The organism is Rheinheimera fenheensis (assembly GCF_039871805.1).
Lineage (GTDB): Bacteria > Pseudomonadota > Gammaproteobacteria > Enterobacterales > Alteromonadaceae > Alishewanella > Alishewanella fenheensis.
The window spans coordinates 80,548-101,249 of record NZ_JBDPJM010000013.1 but is presented as its reverse complement, the minus strand read 5'-3'; the positions used below and the strand labels follow the sequence as shown (position 1 = coordinate 101,249).

Below are 20,702 nucleotides of genomic sequence, written 5' to 3'. Positions count from 1 at the left end.
AGCCCGCACAGATCTTGATATCTGGCAGTGACGCCGCATAATACTGCCTCGGCTGTTATGGGGTAGCTATGGAAAACTTTATCGAAAAACTGATGTATGCGTCGCGCTGGATCATGGCGCCAATTTATCTGGGCCTGAGCCTGGCATTACTGGCGCTTGGCATAAAATTTTTTCAGGAAGTATTTCATATCGTGCCAGTGCTTTTGACCATGAAAGAAGTAGAGCTTATTCTGGTCGTGCTGTCATTGATTGATATCGCGCTGGTGGGCGGTTTAATTGTTATGGTGATGTTCTCCGGCTATGAAAACTTTGTCTCGCGACTCGATTTAGAGGGTAACGATGACAAACTAAGCTGGCTGGGCAAATTAGACTCAGGTTCGCTAAAAAATAAGGTTGCTGCCTCTATCGTTGCCATCTCTTCTATTCACCTGCTGAAGGTGTTTATGAATACCGAAATTATCGCCAATGACAAAATTATGTGGTATCTGCTTATTCACATCACCTTTGTGCTGTCCGCCTTCGCTATGGGTTACCTTGATAAGGTGCTGCGCAAATAATTTAATACTGGCCGGGCTGCGCGTCTAACAGCAGCCTGGGCCGGTGCAACTGTGCCAACAGGAGGTTAGCATAGTGAATACCTTACTGCTGCGTCTTATTACGCTTTGGCTGATATGCCTGTGTGGTGCTGCTTTCGCACAGGGCCAACACGGTACACCGCTACTGGCCAATTTTAAACCTAAAGACTACAACGGCGGCACCCAGAACTGGGCCGTGGTACAAGACCCGCGCGGCCTGTTGTATGTGGGTAATAATGTGGGTGTGTTGGAATATGACGGCGCCAACTGGCGTATGATCCCCACCCGCAATAAAGCCGTGGTACGTTCACTGGCAACCGCGGCAGACGGGCGCATTTATGTCGGTTCAAAAGGTGAAATAGGTTATCTGGACACCCACAGCAGCACCGGCAGCCAATATGTCTCCTTATTGTCACGCATTCCAGAACATTACCGTCAGTTTCAGGATGTCCGCCAAACCTTTGCGACCGATACCGGTGTGTATTTTATTAGCCGTGATTATATTTTCTGGCTTGGCGTGGACGATGTGCAGGTTTGGACCACCAACAGCGCTTTTCACAAAGCGTTTTGGCTGAATAACCGCCTGATAGTCCGTGAAGAAGGTACCGGCCTGCTGGAGCTTAAGGCCGGCAGTTTTACCCTGCTGCCTGGCTCAGAGTTTTTCGCCAACACCAGTGTTTTTATGCTGGAACACTATGATAACGATACCTTATTGGCCGGTAGCCGCGAAGGGCAGCTGTTTTTGCTCACCGCTGAAGGGGCAAGGCGCTGGCATACCAATATTGACGCACTCCTGGCGCAGGCAACCCTGTATACCGGCCTTAGGCTGCACAACGGTGACTTTGCCTTGGGCACCAGTCAGAACGGCCTGTTTATCCTCAAGCCAGACGGTACGTTAAAAAGCCATATTAACAGCCAGTATGGCCTGGTCGATCAGAACGTACGGGCACTGTATCAGGACCACCAGCAAGGTATCTGGCTGGCATTGGATCATGGCTTAAGCCGCATCGATCTGGCATCAGCCCTAACTTACTACAACAGTGCTAATGGCATACAGGGCAATGTGTTGGCACTGTTTCAACATCAGGGCCAATTCTATGCCGGTACCAGCCTGGGATTATTCGTCAAAAATACGACAAACCGCTTTGATGCACTTAGCGCCGTGCAAAAGCAAACCTGGGATTTTATGCAGTTTGATAACCAGTTACTGCTGGCAAACAGCAATGGTGTCTACCGATTGCAACAACAGCAGCTGAGTTTGCTGCGTCAATCTGAGCTTGCCAGCAAAGTGTTATACCGCTCAAAACTCACACCAGAGCGGGTTTATATTGGCCTGCAGGATGGCCTGGCCAGCATGCGCTGGGTAGATGGCCAATGGCTGGACGAAGGCCGGGTACCGGGTGTCAGTGGTAACCTCAACAGCATTGTAGAAACTGAGCATGGCGAGTTGTGGTTAGGCACCCTGGCACATGGCGTTTACCGGTTGCAACTGCCGGCAAACTGGCCCGGTGGAGTGCCGCTGCCAGTACAGCGTTTTAGCAAAGTTCAGGGCCTGCCCAGTAATAACCGTAACGCTGTTTACTGGCACAATAATCAGTTACTGCTGGCAACTGTGGCGGGGTTTTACCGTTTTAACGCAGCAGACGACACCTTTTACCTCGATGAGGCGATGGCGCAGGCATTCGGTCCCAGCCAACCCTGGGTACGCTATCCGCAAGCTGATGCCGATAATAACCTGTGGTTGTTGACCTGGGATAACGACAACGGCAGCCGCCGCGCCGGTGTGTTGTATCAGGATCACAGTGCCCAGTATCGCTGGCATGACTCAGCGCTGGCCCCGCTGCAGGATATCCCGCTGGATACAGTACTGATTGACGAACAACAGGTGATTTGGTTTGGTGGCGCCGAAGGCATTTTTCGCTTTGCCCCGGATGAACACCGCCAGCTGGCTCCTAAACCGCCGCTGTTGCGACAGCTCAGAACCCTGGATGGCAAGCTGTTTTATCAGGGCGGCGCTTTGCCAGCACGCCTTGCGCTCACGGCAACCGACAATAGTCTGCGCTTTGACTACTCCAGTGCCAACTTCAGCCAGGTATTTGGTATGCAGTTTCAAACAAAGCTGATTGGCTATGACACTCAGTGGTCTGCCTTGAGCAAAGAGCTGTATCGGGATTATACCAACCTGCCCGCCGGCGATTATCAGTTTATGGTCAGAAGCCGCGACCAACAGGGAAATGAACAACTTTCTACCCCGCTTAACATCCATATTCCTCACGCCTGGTATGCCAGCCCATTAGCCTGGTTTATTTACCTGGGTGCTGTCGTTGTGCTGTTGTATCTGTTACTTAAATGGCGTACCCGGCAACTGTTAGCAGAAAAACTCTACCTGACAACCCAGGTACAGCAACGTACAGCGCACTTGCAACACACCATGCAACAGCTACAACATGCCAAGCAGGCAGCAGAGTCGGCCACTGCGGCAAAAAGTGAGTTTCTGGCCAATATGAGCCATGAACTGCGCACACCATTAAATGCTGTGCTGGGCTTTGCTGAACTGGCGCAGCACAGCAACGACTTCGCCAGCCAACAAAGTTATCTGGCCAAGATCCGCGCGGCGGGCAAAATTCTGCTCAGCATCATTAATGACATTCTGGATTTCTCCAAAATTGAAGCCGGCAAACTGGAACTGGACACAGCTCCCTTTGCTCCCCGAGAGATGCTAAACCAGGTAACAGATATGTTCAGTGCGCAGTTGGCGCAAAAAAACCTGGCCTTTACACTGGAAGTTGATGACAAGCTGCCTGCACTGCTACTAGGTGATGCACTGCGTTTATCGCAGGTACTGATTAATCTGTTAGGTAACGCGGTGAAATTTACCGAAAAAGGCCGTATCGGGCTTAGGCTGCAGGCACAAACCAGCGATGGCGTTTGCCAGCTGAGTTTTGCTATCAGTGACACAGGCATCGGCATCAGCGCTGCACAGCAACAGCAACTGTTTCAGGCTTTTAGCCAGGCTGACAACTCTATCAGCCGCAAATACGGCGGCACCGGCCTGGGGCTGGCAATTTGTCAGCGTTTGCTGCACCTTATGCACAGTGAGCTGAGTGTACAAAGCCAGCCCGGTGTCGGTACTGTGTTTAGCTTTAGCTTGCAACTGCCACTGGCAACGCCTGCACCGCAGCAAGAGATTAATCACAGCCCATATTTAGCCAGCAGTACTGGCTCAAGCAGCAGCTCTGACTCAAGCAGCAACACCATTTTGCTGGTCGAAGACAACTACTTTAACCAGACACTGGCAGTGATTTTACTGAAAAAACTCGGCTATCAAGTACTAACCGCAGACAGTGCCGAGCAGGCCCTTGACCTGTTAGCAACACAGTCAGTCGCCCTGGTACTGCTGGATATTGAGCTGCCTGGCATGAATGGCTATGCCTGCTGTCAGGCAATAAGACAAAAGCCAGCGTTAGCGCAGCTGCCGGTTATTGCCATGACAGCGCATCAGACAGACTCAGTACGTCAACAATGCGAAGAAGCCGGTATTAACGATCTGATTACCAAACCCATAGAAACGCAGTTGCTGGCCGACAAACTGGCGCTTTGGTTAAACAAAGGCTGAACACGCCTGACTAAGGCGAGTTTGCCGGCGCTGCGGCCTGCTCTGGGCAATAAAAGCGGTTTGGCAGCTGCTGGTTAACCTGCAAAAAGTAGGTTAACTGCAGTTGCTGATACCAGTTGTCCAGTAACACGCTAAGCAAGGCTTTATCAAAACTGCGTTGCAATACCGGATCGCGAAACGCAGCACGGTAAAGCGTTGAGCCAAACAACGGGTGAATACTTACTTCAACCGGCTGTGCCGCATTTTGCATATGAAAGGTAAAAATATTTCGGTCTAACACCACCACCTGGGTGCGGCCATACAGCAGCATATCCACCTGGGCGCGTTGATCCACCATTTCCTGATAGGCAGGGTTTTGCGCCACACTGTCGCGATAATCCGGCCCCAGAACCTTAGTGGCGCCCTGAAAAGCAATAACATTCTTCGCCGCAAGATCAGCCGGGTGCTGCAAGGTAAATTCATCCCGGGCTCGACTCACCGCCACATTCTGATAGCGAATATAAGGCTGAGAAAAGAACAAACCGGGCTCATCTGGCTCATTCGGCTGCAAGGTGGCAATGTCGCCATTACCACTTTCCAGCAAACCTCGGATGCGTGAATTGGGCACAAACACAAATACCGCTTCATGCCCCATGCGGCGCACCACTTCACGTAGCAGCTCTATCTCATAACCACTGACCGTTTCCAGCTTGATGTAAGGCGGTTTGTTTTGCCCTACCAGCACATTCAGTGGTGCCGCAAGCGTTTGCTGGACCGACAGCAGCGCCGATAGCGCCAGCCACACCAACAATACCCACCTGACCATAATACGCTCCAGCACCTGCTTACTGCATCTAGTGTAGATGGTTTTACCTGAGTGCAACGTGGTAAGGCAAGTATTTTGCTATAGCAGGAACATAAATCTTAACCCTATAACAATCACTTAGCCGATCTGGTTCGGCAACTGAAAAGGATTAGCGCAGATTCGGCGCCAGCCAGCTTTCTGCCTCTGTCTGGCTCCAGCCTTTTTTCGCCGCATAGTCGCTGAGCTGATCTTCGCCTATTTTGCTGACAGCGAAATACTTGCTGTCCGGGTGCGCAAAATACCAGCCACTCACCGCGGCACCCGGCCACATGGCATAGCTTTCGGTAAGGGTAATGCCGGTTTGTGCTTCTACATCCAACAGCTGCCACAAGGTGCCTTTTTCCGTGTGCTCCGGGCAGGCCGGGTAACCCGGTGCCGGCCGTATGCCCTGATACAGCTCACGAATTAGCTGCTCGTTATCAAGCGCCTCATCTGCAGCATAGCCCCAATACTCACGGCGCACTTTCAAATGCAGGTATTCGGCTAAGGCTTCGGCTAAACGATCAGCCAGGGCTTTAACCATAATGCTGTTGTAATCGTCATGCTCGGCGGCAAATTGTGCGGCAAATTCATCAGCGCCAAAGCCGGTGCTCACCGCAAAGCCGCCGATATAATCTTTTACACCGCTTTCCACCGGGGCGATAAAATCGGCCAGGCTGCAGTTGGGCGCATTGTTTCTAAGCTGCAATTGCTGACGCAGGTTATACAGCCGGGCTTTTTCAGTCGTTCGGCTCTCATCGGTGTAAACAATAATATCTTCTCCAGCACTATTGGCCGGGAACAGACCAAACACCGCTTTACCTTTGACATGGCCTTCATTGATCATCCGATCGAGCATAGCGTTAGCATCTTTAAACAGCTTGCGCGCTTCTATACCCACTTCAGCATGATTAAGTATCGCCGGATACTTACCGGATAATTGCCAGGTTAAGAAAAACGGTGTCCAGTCGATGTAGTCGCGCAAGATGTTTAAATCGACATCCTGCCACAGATGCACTCCGGGCTGTTTTGGCGCTGGTGCCACCTTGGTTAAATCGAGCTGGAATTTATTCGCTCTGGCCTCAGCGAAACTCAGCAGTTTTTCACCGGGGCGCGAACGGGCATGTTGCTCACGCGCTACGATATATTCCTGTTTAATGCGGGCTAAGTAATCGGCTTTGCTGTCTTTGCCGATTAACGCCTGCACCACCGATACGCTGCGTGAGGCATTGGGCACATAGACCACGCCATGCTGATAATGCGGTTCAATTTTTACCGCTGTGTGCGCTTTTGAGGTAGTGGCGCCACCAATCAGTAGCGGCTGGGTAAAGCCCAGCCGGGTCATTTCTTTGGCCACGTGCACCATTTCATCTAAAGAGGGTGTGATAAGGCCAGACAAACCAATCACATCGACATTTTGCTCTTTCGCCACGCGCAGCAGCTCAGCGCACGGCACCATCACGCCCAAATCGATAACTTCAAAGTTATTACACTGCAGCACCACACCAACAATGTTTTTGCCGATATCGTGCACATCGCCTTTCACGGTAGCCAACAGCACCTTGCCCTGCGCCTGACCACCTTCTTTTTCCTGCTCGATAAAAGGCTGCAAATAGGCGACGGCTTTTTTCATTACCCGGGCCGATTTAACGACTTGTGGTAAAAACATCTTGCCCTCACCAAACAAGTCGCCGACCACGTTCATGCCGTCCATTAACGGCCCTTCAATCACATGCAGCGGTTTTTCCGCTTGCTGCCTCGCCTCTTCGGTGTCGATATCAATAAAGTCGGTGATGCCTTTTACCAGGGCATGTTCCAGCCGCTTATTGACCGGCAGGCTGCGCCAGGCATCGTCCTGCTTCTCCGCCACGCTGCCATCGCCTTTAAACTGGGCAGCAATATCCAGCAAGCGCTCGGTGGCATCATCACGGCGGTTTAAAATCACATCCTCTACCCGCTCGCGCAGCAAGTCAGGAATATCGTCATACACCGCCAGTTGGCCGGCGTTAACAATGCCCATGTCCATGCCGGCGGCGATGGCATGGAATAAAAATACCGAGTGAATAGCTTCGCGAACCGCATCGTTGCCGCGAAACGAAAACGACACGTTAGATACACCGCCAGAGATTTTGGCATAAGGGCACAGCCGTTTTATCTCGCGGGTGGCTTCAATAAAATCCACCGCGTAGTTGTTGTGCTCTTCAATACCGGTCGCCACAGCGAAGATATTCGGGTCAAAGATAATATCTTCTGGCGGAAAACCAATCTGCTCTGTCAGTAACTTGTAAGCGCGCACGCAAATTTCTACCTTGCGCGCTTTGGTATCAGCCTGGCCTTGTTCGTCAAAGGCCATTACCACCACAGCGGCACCGTAGCGGCGTAATAAACGGGCTTGCTGCAAAAACGGCGCCTCGCCTTCTTTTAGCGAGATAGAGTTGACCACCGCCTTGCCCTGAATGCATTTTAGCGCCGCTTCAATCACCTCCCATTTCGACGAGTCGACCATAATCGGCACCCGTGAGATATCCGGCTCTGACGCTAACAGCTGCAGATAACGCACCATGGCGGCTTTGCTGTCCAGCATCGCCTCGTCCATATTGATGTCGATAATTTGCGCGCCGTTTTCGACTTGCTGGCGTGCGACATCAAGCGCCGCTTCAAAATCGCCGTTTAAAATCAGTTTTTTAAATTTCGCCGAGCCGGTAACGTTAGTCCGCTCGCCGACATTAATAAATCTGGCCTGTTGCTGCATTACCACTCCAGAGAAAAGGCTTCAAGGCCGGCTAAATGAAAACTATGGCTAGCCGTTTTTGGCTGCCGTGGCGGCGCGTCTTTTACAGCCTGTGCGATGGCTTTAATGTGCTCGGGCGTGGTGCCACAGCAGCCACCGACGATATTTAAAAAGCCTTGCTTGGCCCAATCAGCAATTTCGGCGGCCATCTCAGTGGCGCCTAAATCGTATTCGCCAAATTCATTCGGCAAGCCGGCATTGGGGTGTACTGAAACATAGGCCTCCGAGACACCTGACAGAGTTTCGACATAAGGGCGCAGCAAATCCGGCCCTAAGGCGCAGTTCAGGCCAAAACAGACCGGCTCAACATGGGCCAGGCTATGATAAAACGCCTCGGTGGTTTGGCCGGATAAAGTACGGCCGGAGGCGTCAGTAATGGTGCCGGAGATCATCACCGGCAGTTTAACGCCCATTTCATCAAACACCTGCAGCACAGCAAAAGCCGCAGCTTTGGCATTTAGCGTATCAAAGATGGTTTCCAGCATAATAATGTCGGCACCGCCTTCAATTAAGGCGCGGGTCGACTCGGTATAAGCGGCAACTAACTCATCAAAGCTGACATTACGAAAGCCAGGATCATTCACATCAGGCGAGATTGATGCCGTGCGGTTAGTCGGCCCTAACACACCGGCAACATAGCGCGGTTTGTCTGGTTCAAGTGCGGTCACTTCATCGCAGACTTTACGCGCCAGCGCGGCCGCTTCGCGGTTAATGCGTGCCGACAGCCCTTCCATCTGATAATCCGCCATCGCGATAGTGGTGGCGTTAAAGCTGTTGGTTTCGACAATATCAGCACCGGCCAGCAAATACTGGCGGTGAATATCGGCAATCAAATCCGGCTGGGTCAGTACCAGCAAATCGTTGTTACCTTTCACATCACAGGGCCAGTTGGCAAATTCGCTGCCGCGATAATCGGCTTCTTCTAAGCGGTGCTGCTGGATCATGGTGCCCATGGCGCCATCGAGAATAACAATACGCTGTGAAAGTAACTGACGGAATTGTTCAGGCGTTAGTCTTGCAGTCATAAAATGCTCTTTAGGTTGCCCGAGGGTTTAGGCGCTTTGGCCAATCTGGCTTAGTTCAAACGGCGTGGCCTGATACACATAGTAGTTTAGCCAGTTGCTAAACAGTAAAAAGGCATGGCTTTGCCACAGTTTTTGCGGCCCTTGCAGTGGGTCGTTATTACGGTAATAGTTTTCCGGCAATCTGGGGTTAAGCCCGGCGGCCAGATCGCGCTGATATTCATCATCCAAAGTGGTGAGATCATACTCCGGATGGCCGGTGACAAACACCCGGCTGCCACTACTGTTTTGCAGTAAATACGCGCCGGTAACATCGGCTTCAGCCAGGATATGTAAGTCATCATGCTGCTGGTACTTTTGCTTTGGCACCTGGGCATAACGCGAATGTGGCACTAAAAACTGGTCGTCAAAGCCGCGCACCAGCGGACACAGCGGCTGGGTAACCTGCTGCCAGTACACACCGGATAATTTTTCGCCGCGGATTTCACGCTGCAAACCATAATACTGATACAGCGCCGCATGCGCCGCCCAGCATAAAAACAAGGTAGAGGTGACGTTATGATCGGCCCAGCGCAATATATCGCCAAACTGCGCCCAGTAAGTCACATCTTCATAATCGACCAGCCCCAGCGGCGCACCGGTAATAATCAGGCCATCGTACTTTTGCTGCTGCACTTCAGAGAAATAGCGGTAAAAGCAGTTTAAATGGCTCGGCGGCGTGTTCTTGCTGACATGGTCATCAATGCGCAGCAAATCGACATCCACCTGCAACGGGCTATTGGCCAGCAAGCGCAGCAGCTGAATTTCCGTGGCAATTTTATTTGGCATTAAATTTAAAATAGCGATTTTCAGCGGCCGGATATCCTGCGACTGCGCCCGGCTCTCGGTCATCACAAACACATTTTCTGCCGACAGCGCTTCTACCGCCGGCAACTGATCGATCACTTTAATAGGCATAGCCACACCCGCTTAACTGACATAGCCGCTACTTTGCGCAAAAGCGGCAACAAAGTCAACTTCTATACGTTTAGATGGCTAAATATGCAAATGATTAGTGTCAGCGTTAAATTACAGTCAGTCGCCTCATTCCCAACCAGACACAAGGTTGTTAAAAGTTAAGCGCTAACATTGAGTAAAGCTAACGACTCTGCAACAATGCGATGTCACTATTTAGCTTTGGATTTTATCTGTGCGTACCCTATGCCGTTGTGTTTACCTAGGCTGTTTTGCTCTGTTTGGCTGTTTTATGATGCTCTCTACTGCACAGGCCCAGTGGCACCGTCAGGCCTTCGAAACGCTTGGCACCCAGGCCTATATTGAGCTGTGGTGTGACGATAGCAGCAAGGCACAGCGGTTAATCAGCGAGGTACAGGCGGAGTTTGAACGGATTAACCAGCTGATGAGCCCCTATATCGCCAGTAGTGAGTTAAGCTTGCTTAACCGTGAGGCGTCTAGGGCGCCAGTGACGGTCTCGGCTGAGATGTATCAGTTGCTGCAGCGGGCGCGGCATATTTCGATGCTAAGCCACGGCGCCTTTGATATTACCTTCGCTTCGGTGGGTTTTTACTACGATTATCGCAGCGGCCAGAAGCCGGATGCACGTCAGCTGGAGCAAGGCCGGCAGTTAGTGAATTACCAAAGCGTTGAACTACTGGCAAACAAGCAGGTTAAATACAGCCAGCCCGGCATTAAAATTGATTTAGGCGGTATTGCTAAAGGCTACGCGGTAGAGCGCGCCATTGGCTTGTTAGCAACACAAGGTATTAAGCATGCCCAGCTTACCGCCGGTGGCGATAGCCGTTTACTCGGTGATAAAACCGGCAAGCCCTGGCTGGTGGGCGTAAAGCACCCACGACAGGATGACAAATATGCCGTTACCCTACCACTGGCAGATAGCGCCATTAGTACTTCTGGCGATTACGAGCGCTTTTTTATTGAAGATGGTGTGCGTTATCACCATATTTTAGATCCTAAAACCGGTAAAAGTGCGGCTGGCGCGTTAAGCGTGTCAGTCATTGGCGCCGATACTACCCAGACCGACGCGCTGTCGACCACCTTGTTTGTACTGGGACTTAAGCAAGGCATGGCATTAATTGAGCAAATTGATGGCTATGAAGCTATTTTTATTGATGCTGAGCGTAAGATGTATTTTTCCAGCGGCTTAACGCCCTAAGGCGTGTTTACTCTGAGGTAAGTTACCCTGCATTTGTTGCTGTACAGGCAAAGCATGCTGTTGTACATTCATTAGCAAATAGCAATGTGCATGGAGCGCCTTATGTTGCGTAAGTTGGCACTAAGCCTGTTGTTTAGCCTTAGCCCCTTGCTGGTCAGTGCTACTGAGTCTGACTGCACCTTACGCATGTCCGCCGAAACCGATTTTCCACCGCATTTAATTCAGCAGCAACAACAATGGACCGGGTTAAGTGTCGAGCTGATGCAGCGGTTGGCACAAGAGCTTAACTGTGAGCTGGTGTTTATTAATAGCCCCTGGCTCAGATCCCTGCAAATGAGTGCCCAGGGCGAGCTGGATGTACTAAGCCACTTGTCGGTAAGCAACGAGCGCAAAGCTCAATTTGCCTTTATCGGCCCGCATCATATCGAAAGTATTTATCTGGTGGGCGACCCAAGCGAAATTATTGCGCCGGCAAGCTTACAACAGCTGGCTGAGGGCGTTGATCTGGGTAGTATCGCTACCTTACATGGTGCTTATTATGGCGAAGAGTTTAGCCGTTTAAGCCTGCAACCCACTTTCGCCCGTCAGTTGGTAAGCATCAGCAGTATTCAGGATAAACTGGCGCTGCTGCGGGCAAAACGGGTTAACACCATTTTAGAAGACATCAGCGTACTGCACTACTGGCAGCACCATAAATACCCGGACGCTGAGCGTTATCAGCCCTTGCTCAAAGTATACGAAAGCCCGGTGTATTTTGGTTTTAGTAAAGTCTCCCTAAGCGAAAAGCAACTTAAACACATCGCTGATACCTGGCAGCGCCTCTATCAGCAGGGTGAGCTTAACGCTATTTATCGGAAATACCAGATAGCAGCCGACGAAAAGCTGGTACCTGCGCCGCTGCTGTAAGCTTTACACCCTACCCGGCTAGGGCGCCAGTCTCGGCTGTGGTGCCGGTAAGCTAAACTGATAGTCGTCCAGCTGATATGGCTGCATAACCTGTTTTAAGGTGCCATTGTCGTACAACTTCTGCCAGGCCGCCGCCATTGCAGTAAGCTGCTGTGCATCAAAGGTGTTTAGGTTAAAACCAAAATAGACCGGGCTTTGAAATACCTCAAACAGCGGTTGATAATCTGCTGTCGGCAGGCTGGCGCGTTTTTTCCAGTAATGATACGCTGCAATGTCTTCCAGCACACCATGCACCCGGCCATTGAGCAGCAAAGCCTGCTTATCTTCATTGCCGCGAATAAAAACAAAACGGGTACGGTTTTTCGCATCATTTAAGATGCTATCCAGCTCATCACCATAATAAGCGCCGTTTAGCAGGGCAATGATGCCGGTGGTGCCAGTGCGTTTCAGTTCAGACAATTCGGTAAGATTAGGAAAAGCTTGCGGTATCCCCACCAGATAAATCACTTCCTGATGGTGTGGGCCAATAAAGGCAAACTGGCGGCTGCGCTCGGTATTGTAGGTGAGATGGGTTACCACATCTAACTGGCCCTGCTCCATCAGCTTTAATGCCCTAAGCCAGGGGCTGTGAATAAACTCCAGCTGACAGCCCATCTCTGTTGCCAGCGCAGAGAGTAAATCAACGTTCAGGCCACGCCAGCTATCACCCTGCTGCATAATATAAGGCGCAAAACTGGTTTCAATGCCCATGCGCCAGACACAACTTTTCGCCGGATAACTTAGCAGCAGGCCCAGCAGTGCAAGACATACCCATCTCATCACTTAAGCTCCGATAGCGTTAACGCCAATTAACGGCAGCTATTAAGCTGCAACCTAATCAACTATATACGCGCCAGCGCCAACTTGCCTGCCGGCGACAGAAATAATCTGTCGCGTCAGACAATAGGCGCAAAAGCCGTAAGCCGATCCAGGCTGGCCGCATTACCCAACCCATGAAAAGGTGCTACTTCAGCTAAGCGCCCCTGTTCACCATGCAGTGCCAGATAATTTAGCAGTACAGTTTGCACCAGCAAATTCACGTTGTTGGCCGCCACCGACGAGCCGGTTTCTACCGATGCATCTGGCCGCATAAAGCCGATTTGCTGATGCCGGGCCTGCTGCTCAGCACTGCCACCTAACAGCGTAGGCCGGCCATTAGGGCTGTATACCAGGATAAAAGACGCCGCAGTGGATGAGTTATCCCCGGTCCACTCGCCTTTGCCCCGGCCAAACTCTGAGTCATCAATACGGCCATTACTGGCCACTGAGCCATCGCTGTAGACATAGATCATCAGCGGCTGATTCATCCGGGCAGCATATTCCAGACAGGCCCCTATGCAGCGGCCGGCGCGCAGGTCACGCAGCTCACCGGTACCCCGTTCGCCGGTATGGTAATCATAGCCGCCTATGGTAATAGAACCCGCACCGGCAAAACCGTTCACCACCAGCTTCATGACCGACGCCGTTTTACGAAACTCACCATCACTATTAAATTCTTCGGCGCTAAAAATGCCGGCAGCGCCGACAATGTCAGGATCGGCAGCCGGATCCAGCGTTGCCGGGTTACCAAAGCGATCGGCTAAATCGGCACTTTTCACATAACCACAGCGCACCAGCTCTTTGAGCACCGCATCACGGCTAATGTTAGTGTTGACCCGCCCCAGTTTACTGTCACTGATGCGCTGTACCGCTTCCATCACCGCCACCGCATCATTCTGGTTGAGCAGGCCAAATAAATCACCCACATCTACCAGGCCAGTGACATCGCTGGGCCTGTCTATTTTGGTTGGCCTAAGCTCGGGGTTATAAAACTCCATCGGCATCATTGAATTGGCGCCGGAGTCAGAGTTTCGCGAGCCGATAAGTGGCATTAACGAGCCGCTGGCGCCTGCTTTGGCAATGGCATACATAGGGTTATGTGGGTTGTTACCGGTGTCGTTTTCCGAGCGCGACGGCAGCACGGCACCATTGGTCATGGCCTGGGTTGCCAAACTGGTGCGCTCTAAAATACCGGCCAGCATTTGCGAGTCACTGTGAAACGCCAACCCCAGCTGATCATTAACAAAGCCTGCCGCCGGATCGGCGCTGTTTACCGCCTGCGGCACCATATCTGCTGGCAAACCCAGCTTGCTATAGCCCTGCACCGATAAAAAGTCGCGCTGACCCCCTGCGCCGCCCACCAACACATTAGAGCCGGCAATATTGGCGCCACCGGCCAAATCAAAGCAGATAAACGGAATTTTACCGGCGCCCTGCACATTAATACCACACAGCTGTTTTAGCGCCTCTAAATCCGGCGAGAGTTCAGCATGGGCCTTATTTGGGTTAGCAAACAAGCCAAACACTGAGCCGGTGGTGAGCACGGCAGCACCATAGCTTAAGCCACAGGCAATAAAATCGCGCCGGCTTATCGGTTTGCTGTGACAGGCATGCAGTAACGGGCTATCCGGGTGTAAGGTTTTATGTCGTTTCATTTTGCTCTCCTACTGCAATACCAGCTCGGCACTGGCCAACACGGCCGTGCAGGCCGCTTTGGCAATGGTGCGACTGCGATCACTACTGCAGCTGCCGCCACAGTTACTTAACCGGCCTATCAGCGCGTCCAGTTCAGTCTCTACCTCAGCGCGCGGTGCCGAGCTTAACGGTGCCAGTGGCATCAGGCGGGTAAGCAGTGCATCGATAAACAGCGGCCGGTTTGCCGGGCTGTATGTGGTCGAAGGCGCTGCAGTAAAATCGATACCGGCAAACCAGCTTTGCCGGATGGCGTTATCTTCAATCGCCGCGTTACAGTAGGCAATACCCAGCTGAGTGATAGCCATTTGTTGTGCAGAGACAAAAGTATCCAAGCTGTCAGAAGAGGGCAGCTGGCGCTGAATAGTCTGATACACCTGCGCCACAGCAACATTCTGCTGTGGCACGCCGGTTAGCGCACTCATACTGGCATGAATTTCAGCAAAGGTTTTAAGGCCAATATCACTGCTGTTAGTGCTGCTGGCAATAATTTGCTGCACCGGGGCCGTGCTGTCAGTGCGGACATTGGTCAGCTCGCCTATGCGGGCAAAAGATAAGAAAAACTCATCACCCTGGGCACCTAACTCGCTGCCAATAATGGTGCCTTGCGCAGACAACACAGCGCCACCGGCCAGATCAGCATCAGTGCCAAGCTCGAATTGTTGTTTGATCCAGGCCTGGCCAGTGACCACCTCTTTACCGTTTAACCCCAGCGCCATACCGCTAATATTAAGGGGCTGTGACAGTGTACGGCCTTCCAGATTGACTAAATAAGGCGCGTTAAACAGGTAGGAGTAATTATCAAACTGCGCCACTTCGAATACGATGTAGCTATCAGGCAGATTGATCAGCTCGCCAATGGCAAACAGCAGATAAAACTTCTGCCCCACACCCACCTCGTAATTCTGCTGCACCTGCGCCGCATTCAGCGCTTTGTTGTGCACGGCCAGTAGCCGTATTGTGCCCTGCCATTGGCGGTTGCCGTTGGCTTCATTCCCCAGCATCAGGGCAAAGCTGTTATCCCAGTTGCGGATAGCCACAGCCGGAGCGCGTACACCGGTATCTTCACCGTTAACGTAGATGCGCTGGCCATTCACCGGGTCCTGCGTGAGTACCACGTGCTGTAACGTCGCCTGCAGCACTTCGTCAGCATCGGCGGTACTGACCGCGGGTAAGCCCGCCAGATCGCTTTGATCACTGCGCAGCAAAAAGTCATAGTTATACTGACTTTGCCCCAGGGTGATATTGCGCTCGTTGCTGCTACCGGCATAACTGACAATCGCCGCCGGCCCTTCCTGCGTGACATTGGCCGGCACCAGCCAGGCCTCTAAAGACAGCTCGCCGGTGGCATTGATCAAATTCGCCAGCTTACTGCTGTTTTGTGTGCTGGCCTGCGCCCGGCCGCTATTAATTTGAATACCCCAGCCCGTTACCCAGCTAATATCGCCTTGCAGGCTTAAATTAGCCGCAGGCTCCACACCTGAGGTATCGTAAGCAATGGCGCCGCTGCCGGTTTTAAACTGGTAAAAGGCAATCTGGTTTGCTTCAAAGCGGCCGCCACTGGAGGCAACCACGCCATCATCCAGCCGCAGCGCTTTTGACACCACCAAAGCAGGGTCGATTGAGGTTAACTCGACACTATCAGCAATTTGCTCAATGGCAGACAGCATTTGCGCGGCATCGGCGGTGCAATCTGACCAGCAGTTGTGAAACTCGCCCCCTAAGCGTGCCACAAAGCGTGACAACTCAGGGTTATCCAGGTTAATCAACTTACGGCTGGCCTCGTAGGCGGCTGCCAAGTCGCTGCTGGCAAAAAACGGTGACTGGGTTTGCGCCGCATCCGGCGCGTGGCAGTTGACACAATACTGGCGCAGCAGCGGATAAACGGTGCTGCCAAATAGCGCCGGATCCTCCGGTAATACTTTGCTGGCGCCTGGGTCACGTATAGGCGGTGCCACCAGGGTTACTGTAGCCGCTTCGGTCTCACTGTTGTTGGCCCAGTTGCGGATCCACTGCGCCATGGTATCGGCGCAGGCACTGTCACTGGCCTGCCAGCAGTTATGGCCACCAGCCAGTTTAGTGACCAGCAGTGATTGCGCCGGATCGGCGAGGTTAACTAAGGCTGTCGCAGCAGCATACGCCTGATTAATATCGTCGTTACGGGCAAAAAAGGGCGCAGTATTGCCCTGCACATGGCAGGCGCCGCAGCGGTTGGCGCTGGCAACATTGTCCCACAGCGTCAGTTTAAACAGCTGAATATCCGCCGTTTGCGGTGCCGGGCCGGTGTAGTTGGTGTTGTCTTCCTGCACCGGTGGCGGTGGGTTTTGCTCTACTTCAGCGCCACCACAACCGGCCAGCAGCAGTGTAAACAGCACGGGCAACAGTATATGCTTCATGGCTTAGTCTCCCATGCAGTAGGTGGCCGTGTCGGCAAACACCTGCTTTAATTTGTAGCCACCCGTTTGAAAGCTGGCGGTAATGCTATGTAAGGTGCTGACATCGGTCAGGTTTTCCGGCTCACGCAGGCACACCGTGCGAAACACCTTTTTCACTTGACACTGGGCAAATGCCTCCGTGTGGGCCAGCTCCTGGCCTAAGCTTTTGGCGCCATTGCCTTCGCCTGGCAGGCTGTTATCCCAGCCTAACGCCATATTCTGCCCCTGACGCCAATAGTTCACCCAGCTGTCGTCTGGCGTACGGTAACCATAAGGAAAGCTGCCAGCGTTAATATGGTATTTCGGCTGCACCCGGCTTTGGGTCAGCTCATTCTGGGTCCCGCTTTGCTGATAAAAAATGCGGCCATTGCTGCCATCTTCATCGGTGAACTGATAATCGTAATAGGCAAAGGCTTGTGCCAGCGGGTCCATGCCGGCGTGGCAACCAACACAGCGGTTGTTGAAGATGCGGCTGTCGCCGCCCGGGCTGCGGCTGACATCCTGACGAATGCGATCAGTCGGCCGGCTAATGTCCTGCAGTGGCTCAAGGTCAGTACATAGCTGGCTCATCAGCGTAAAACGGAACATGGCGCGGTTAGTGCCAAGATAAAAAAACGCTTTGGCAGCGGCGCGACTGGTCATCACACCGGCAGCAGCCTCCGCCGGAATGCCATTTAAACTGCTTTGCGAGCGCGGCTCTAAATACTGCGCCAGGTCGACGGCCTGTTGCTCCAACGCCAGATAATGGGCATTGTTATCGCTCTGATAAGGCGGCAGGCCAAGGCTGTCGGCACCCACGTATAAAATATCGGTTTGCAGCAACTGGCGAAAATCCACCTCATCACGCACCAGGCCAATCACGGTCGCCGTGTAGTCATTTAATGGCTCAAACACGTCCAGGTCGCGGTTGGTAGCAGGGGCTGCGAACAACTTTAACGTTGTGCGGTAAAAATCCGGGTGTTGCATGGCAAGCTCAGCAGCGGCGCGGGCATTACCCTGCTCAATCAGCGTTTGCATCTGGCTTAAGGTGCCGGCATCAGCCGGTACGCCTGCCAGCCGCTCGTGCAGCCGTTTTGCCTGCTCCAGCGCGCTGGCCTGCGCCGGCGCACCCTGCAACAGTGCCAGCAGCAAGCTGGATATCATCATCACGTTACGCATAAGTATCCTCCGGTTTAGCCCGGTAAAAATTCCACCGTCCACTGCGAGCGGGTCACTGCCGCCGCTTCGGCGCCAAAATTGACCGAGCGTAACCGCAGCACTAATGAGCGCTCCAGTTTGGCATCGTTCAGCTCACTGCTTTTTATACTGACATCGGCCAGACTGCCGTCCGGGTTTATCACAAGTTCAAACACCACTTTACCTTTTAACAACGGATTAGCCCGCAGTGCCCGGCTGTATAACGTGTACAAGCTGCTTTTATTCGCTTCCAGCACCCGACGGATCTGCGCCTCTGAACGGCCTTGCCCAGCACTACTGCCCTGGCTACTGCTGTCGGCCAAGGTGTTACCAGCATCTTTTCTGCCCACGGCCGACAGCCCTTTTAGCTCGGTTTCAGCCAGTGCAACGCTGCTGGTGTCGGCCAGCTCTGAGCGCACGATGTCGCCGGCAGCCGCCGCTGCTTCTGCTGCAGCGAATTGCTTGTTGGCTTCGTTACGCAGTAAAGTACGTTCTACCTGTGTGGCCTGCTGGTCACCACGGCTTTTTAGCTGCGGCGCGCTGTTATCCAGCTGAAAACTTTGCCTAAGTGTCGCCAGCTCATCACGCATCGCCATTAAGCCGGCCTGCTCTGCCTGCTTGCGCGCTTGCTGCGGGTCGGGTTTTGCCGTATCAGCACGCGCTTCTACCGGTTCAGGCTCGGGCTTGGTTTCAGGCTCGGGCAGCGGCTCAGCTTTTTGCTCTGGCAGCGGCTCAGGTTCAGGCGGTGGCGCTATTTGTTTTTGCTCTAACATGACCCGCGCCAGCGTTGGTGGTAGCTGCTCCTGCACTTCACGGCTGCGCTCGGGTACCTGCAGTGCCGGCACCAGCACGGCAAATACCAACCATAACAATAGCCCCAGCCACAGCAGTTGGTAAAAGCGTTTATCTTCTGTTTGCCAGCTATGCAGGCTTACTACTGCCGCTGTCATGGTGCCTCCGCCCTGGCCGGCGCCATCGCTTCTACCGCCAGCGATAAGTCACGGTATTCGGTGGCCGCGCAAATGGCCATCAGCTGGCGCAGCAAACCGTAAGGTGTGGCCGCATCGCCTAAAATTGTCAGCGGCCGGCCCAGAGCTTGCTGGGTCTCATCAAGCGCCCCGGCGCGGCTGGCCAGATAATTCAGCTCAGTGGTTAATGCCTGGGTTAATTCTGGCAGCCACAGGCTGCTGTCCTGTTGCCAGTCGCCCTGCCACACCGGTTTACCCTGCACCAAGATAGCGCTACCGGTAATGGTCAGCATCACTTTTTCTGTCGGCAGCTGCTCGGACACCGAGCGCGGCAGGCTGATATCTTTATTGCTTTGCAGCACCTTGACTTCAGACTGATTCACCATCAGGAAAAACACCAGTATGGTGAAAATGTCCATCAGAGCGACCAGATTAAGCTTACTGGCCTGTGCCAGGCGCTGATTTTGCCGCTCCAAGCGCTTAGCGCGAAATGACATCTTCATTCGCTCACCTCCGCCGGCAACTGTCCCAGTGAAATTTGCGGAAACAGCTCAGCGTCAACCAACTGAGCGGCCACTACAGCTTTAAACGAACGCACGGTGTCCATCGCACTGACCAGGGTTTGATAGTCCAGATCGTCCGCCGCCAGAATACTGATATCCTGCTTATCGATGTTTTTTTGCTGCAACGTCAGTTTCAAATCCTGTAAAAACAGGCTTAAGGCGGCAAAATCGTAGTGGCCCTCAGCCGTCAGCTCAAACACCCGCAGCGGCTGCCCCGCCGGGTAATTCAACCTTAACCGGTCGGGGTGAATTTCCAACTCCAGTAGCTGTGGCTGTTCCTGCTCCTGCTGCAATTGCTGTTCGGTTAACGGCGGCAGCTGAATATTCAGCACCCGGATTTGCGCAAATACCAGACTTAGCAATAACACCGGCACCAGCACGATCATCAAGTTCATAAAAGACGTGATGTCTAGCTCAGCTTCAGTGAGCAGGTTTTTACGCCGCTTTATCATCCCGCCCACCGTCTGTTTGCTTGGCGATACTGTTCATCAGTTTAATGCCGACCATTTCCATGGTGTCGATAATGGTCGCGGTTTTGCCCTGTAGCAATGCATGTACGAACACCAGAGGGATGGCAGTGATCAAGCCAAAGGCGGTGGTGTTCATCGCTACCGAAATACTGGACGATAACAAACTGGCTTTTTCCGACGGGTCGGCATTAGCCACCGCCGAAAAGGCGGCAATAAGCCCCATGATGGTACCGAGCAGTCCTAGCAGGGTGGCCACGTTGGCCAAGGTTGCCAGAAACGGCGTGCGCTTTTGCAGACGCAGGCTATACTCCAGCACCACCTCTTCCATGGCGTATTCCATATCTTCACGCCGTGTAGACGAACGTAACCGGTGTATGCCACTTTCCAGCATGGCAATCAATGGTGCACTGCTTTGCTGCGCTAACTGCAGAATTTTGCTGGTATCGGCTTGTGCCAGTGCCGGCTGCACCTGCGCCAGAGCGCGTTGGTTAACCGCATAGACTGAGCGTAAAAACCACCAACGCTCAACAGCAATAACAATACCCAAGACTAAAATGAACGCGATGGGGTAAATAAACACGCCGCCTTCCTGTAAAAACCGAACGATGCCGTTGAACAACTCCATGAAACCTGT

The 20,702-nt window shown here is 52.8% G+C and carries 16 protein-coding genes; 4 read left to right on the top strand and 12 right to left on the bottom strand.

The genetic code is table 11. The features are described from left to right. Positions 1-68 precede the first annotated feature (68 nt). Together ABGI61_RS15675 and ABGI61_RS15670 are read left to right on the top strand one after the other, a co-directional pair. A complete protein-coding gene (locus ABGI61_RS15675) occupies positions 69-557 on the top strand; it encodes a TIGR00645 family protein (protein ID WP_347602942.1) in 489 nt (162 codons plus the stop codon). Positions 558-630: 73 nt separating this feature from the next. Further along, the gene (locus tag ABGI61_RS15670; RefSeq protein ID WP_347602939.1) at positions 631-4,191 is read left to right on the top strand and encodes a hybrid sensor histidine kinase/response regulator; all 3,561 of its coding nucleotides are present in this window, start codon (positions 631-633) and stop codon (positions 4,189-4,191) included. A 10-nt stretch (positions 4,192-4,201) separates the two neighbouring features. Here the strand turns inward: ABGI61_RS15670 and ABGI61_RS15665 are convergent, their stop codons facing one another. The 4 genes from ABGI61_RS15665 to ABGI61_RS15650 form a co-directional block, all read right to left on the bottom strand. After that, on the bottom strand, positions 4,202-4,996 hold the full coding sequence (locus ABGI61_RS15665) for a substrate-binding periplasmic protein (protein ID WP_347602936.1): 795 nt from the start codon (positions 4,994-4,996) through the stop codon (positions 4,202-4,204). Between the two features lie 148 nt (positions 4,997-5,144). Next, positions 5,145-7,766: a methionine synthase gene (metH, locus tag ABGI61_RS15660; RefSeq protein WP_347602933.1), complete on the bottom strand. Its 2,622-nt coding sequence runs from the start codon at positions 7,764-7,766 to the stop codon at positions 5,145-5,147. Beyond that, positions 7,766-8,830, bottom strand: a complete 1,065-nt coding sequence (locus ABGI61_RS15655; RefSeq protein ID WP_347602930.1) for a homocysteine S-methyltransferase family protein — start codon at positions 8,828-8,830, stop codon at positions 7,766-7,768. Before ABGI61_RS15655 ends, metH begins: the two co-directional genes overlap by 1 nt. A gap of 27 nt (positions 8,831-8,857) precedes the next feature. Next, positions 8,858-9,784: a homoserine O-succinyltransferase gene (locus tag ABGI61_RS15650; RefSeq protein ID WP_347602927.1), complete on the bottom strand. Its 927-nt coding sequence runs from the start codon at positions 9,782-9,784 to the stop codon at positions 8,858-8,860. A 289-nt stretch (positions 9,785-10,073) separates the two neighbouring features. Between ABGI61_RS15650 and ABGI61_RS15645 the strand changes: the two genes are divergently transcribed. Both ABGI61_RS15645 and ABGI61_RS15640 read left to right on the top strand, forming a co-directional pair. Continuing rightward, positions 10,074-11,000 carry an FAD:protein FMN transferase gene (locus ABGI61_RS15645; protein ID WP_347602924.1) on the top strand — a complete coding sequence of 309 codons (927 nt, stop codon included), beginning with the start codon at positions 10,074-10,076 and terminating at the stop codon, positions 10,998-11,000. A gap of 102 nt (positions 11,001-11,102) precedes the next feature. Beyond that, a complete protein-coding gene (locus tag ABGI61_RS15640; RefSeq protein ID WP_347602921.1) occupies positions 11,103-11,906 on the top strand; it encodes a substrate-binding periplasmic protein in 804 nt (267 codons plus the stop codon). 18 nt (positions 11,907-11,924) lie between these two features. Here the strand turns inward: ABGI61_RS15640 and ABGI61_RS15635 are convergent, their stop codons facing one another. The 8 genes from ABGI61_RS15635 to ABGI61_RS15600 all read right to left on the bottom strand — a co-directional run bounded on the left by ABGI61_RS15635 (position 11,925) and on the right by ABGI61_RS15600 (position 20,693). Continuing rightward, positions 11,925-12,725: a substrate-binding periplasmic protein gene (locus ABGI61_RS15635; RefSeq protein WP_347602918.1), complete on the bottom strand. Its 801-nt coding sequence runs from the start codon at positions 12,723-12,725 to the stop codon at positions 11,925-11,927. A 116-nt stretch (positions 12,726-12,841) separates the two neighbouring features. Continuing rightward, the gene (locus ABGI61_RS15630; protein WP_347602915.1) at positions 12,842-14,419 is read right to left on the bottom strand and encodes a hypothetical protein; all 1,578 of its coding nucleotides are present in this window, start codon (positions 14,417-14,419) and stop codon (positions 12,842-12,844) included. Positions 14,420-14,428: 9 nt separating this feature from the next. After that, a complete protein-coding gene (locus ABGI61_RS15625; RefSeq protein ID WP_347602912.1) occupies positions 14,429-16,852 on the bottom strand; it encodes a LamG domain-containing protein in 2,424 nt (807 codons plus the stop codon). Between the two features lie 3 nt (positions 16,853-16,855). Then, positions 16,856-18,049, bottom strand: a complete 1,194-nt coding sequence (locus ABGI61_RS15620) for a hypothetical protein (RefSeq protein WP_347602909.1) — start codon at positions 18,047-18,049, stop codon at positions 16,856-16,858. 14 nt (positions 18,050-18,063) lie between these two features. Next, positions 18,064-19,017, bottom strand: a complete 954-nt coding sequence (locus ABGI61_RS15615; protein ID WP_347602906.1) for an AgmX/PglI C-terminal domain-containing protein — start codon at positions 19,015-19,017, stop codon at positions 18,064-18,066. After that, positions 19,014-19,538 (bottom strand): ExbD/TolR family protein, encoded by a 525-nt coding sequence (locus ABGI61_RS15610; protein ID WP_347602904.1) that lies wholly within the window; start codon positions 19,536-19,538, stop codon positions 19,014-19,016. The genes ABGI61_RS15615 and ABGI61_RS15610 overlap by 4 nt, the downstream gene beginning before the upstream one ends. Further along, positions 19,535-20,050: a biopolymer transporter ExbD gene (locus ABGI61_RS15605; protein ID WP_347602901.1), complete on the bottom strand. Its 516-nt coding sequence runs from the start codon at positions 20,048-20,050 to the stop codon at positions 19,535-19,537. Before ABGI61_RS15605 ends, ABGI61_RS15610 begins: the two co-directional genes overlap by 4 nt. Then, on the bottom strand, positions 20,034-20,693 hold the full coding sequence (locus tag ABGI61_RS15600; protein ID WP_347602898.1) for a MotA/TolQ/ExbB proton channel family protein: 660 nt from the start codon (positions 20,691-20,693) through the stop codon (positions 20,034-20,036). The genes ABGI61_RS15605 and ABGI61_RS15600 overlap by 17 nt, the downstream gene beginning before the upstream one ends. Positions 20,694-20,702 lie beyond the last annotated feature (9 nt).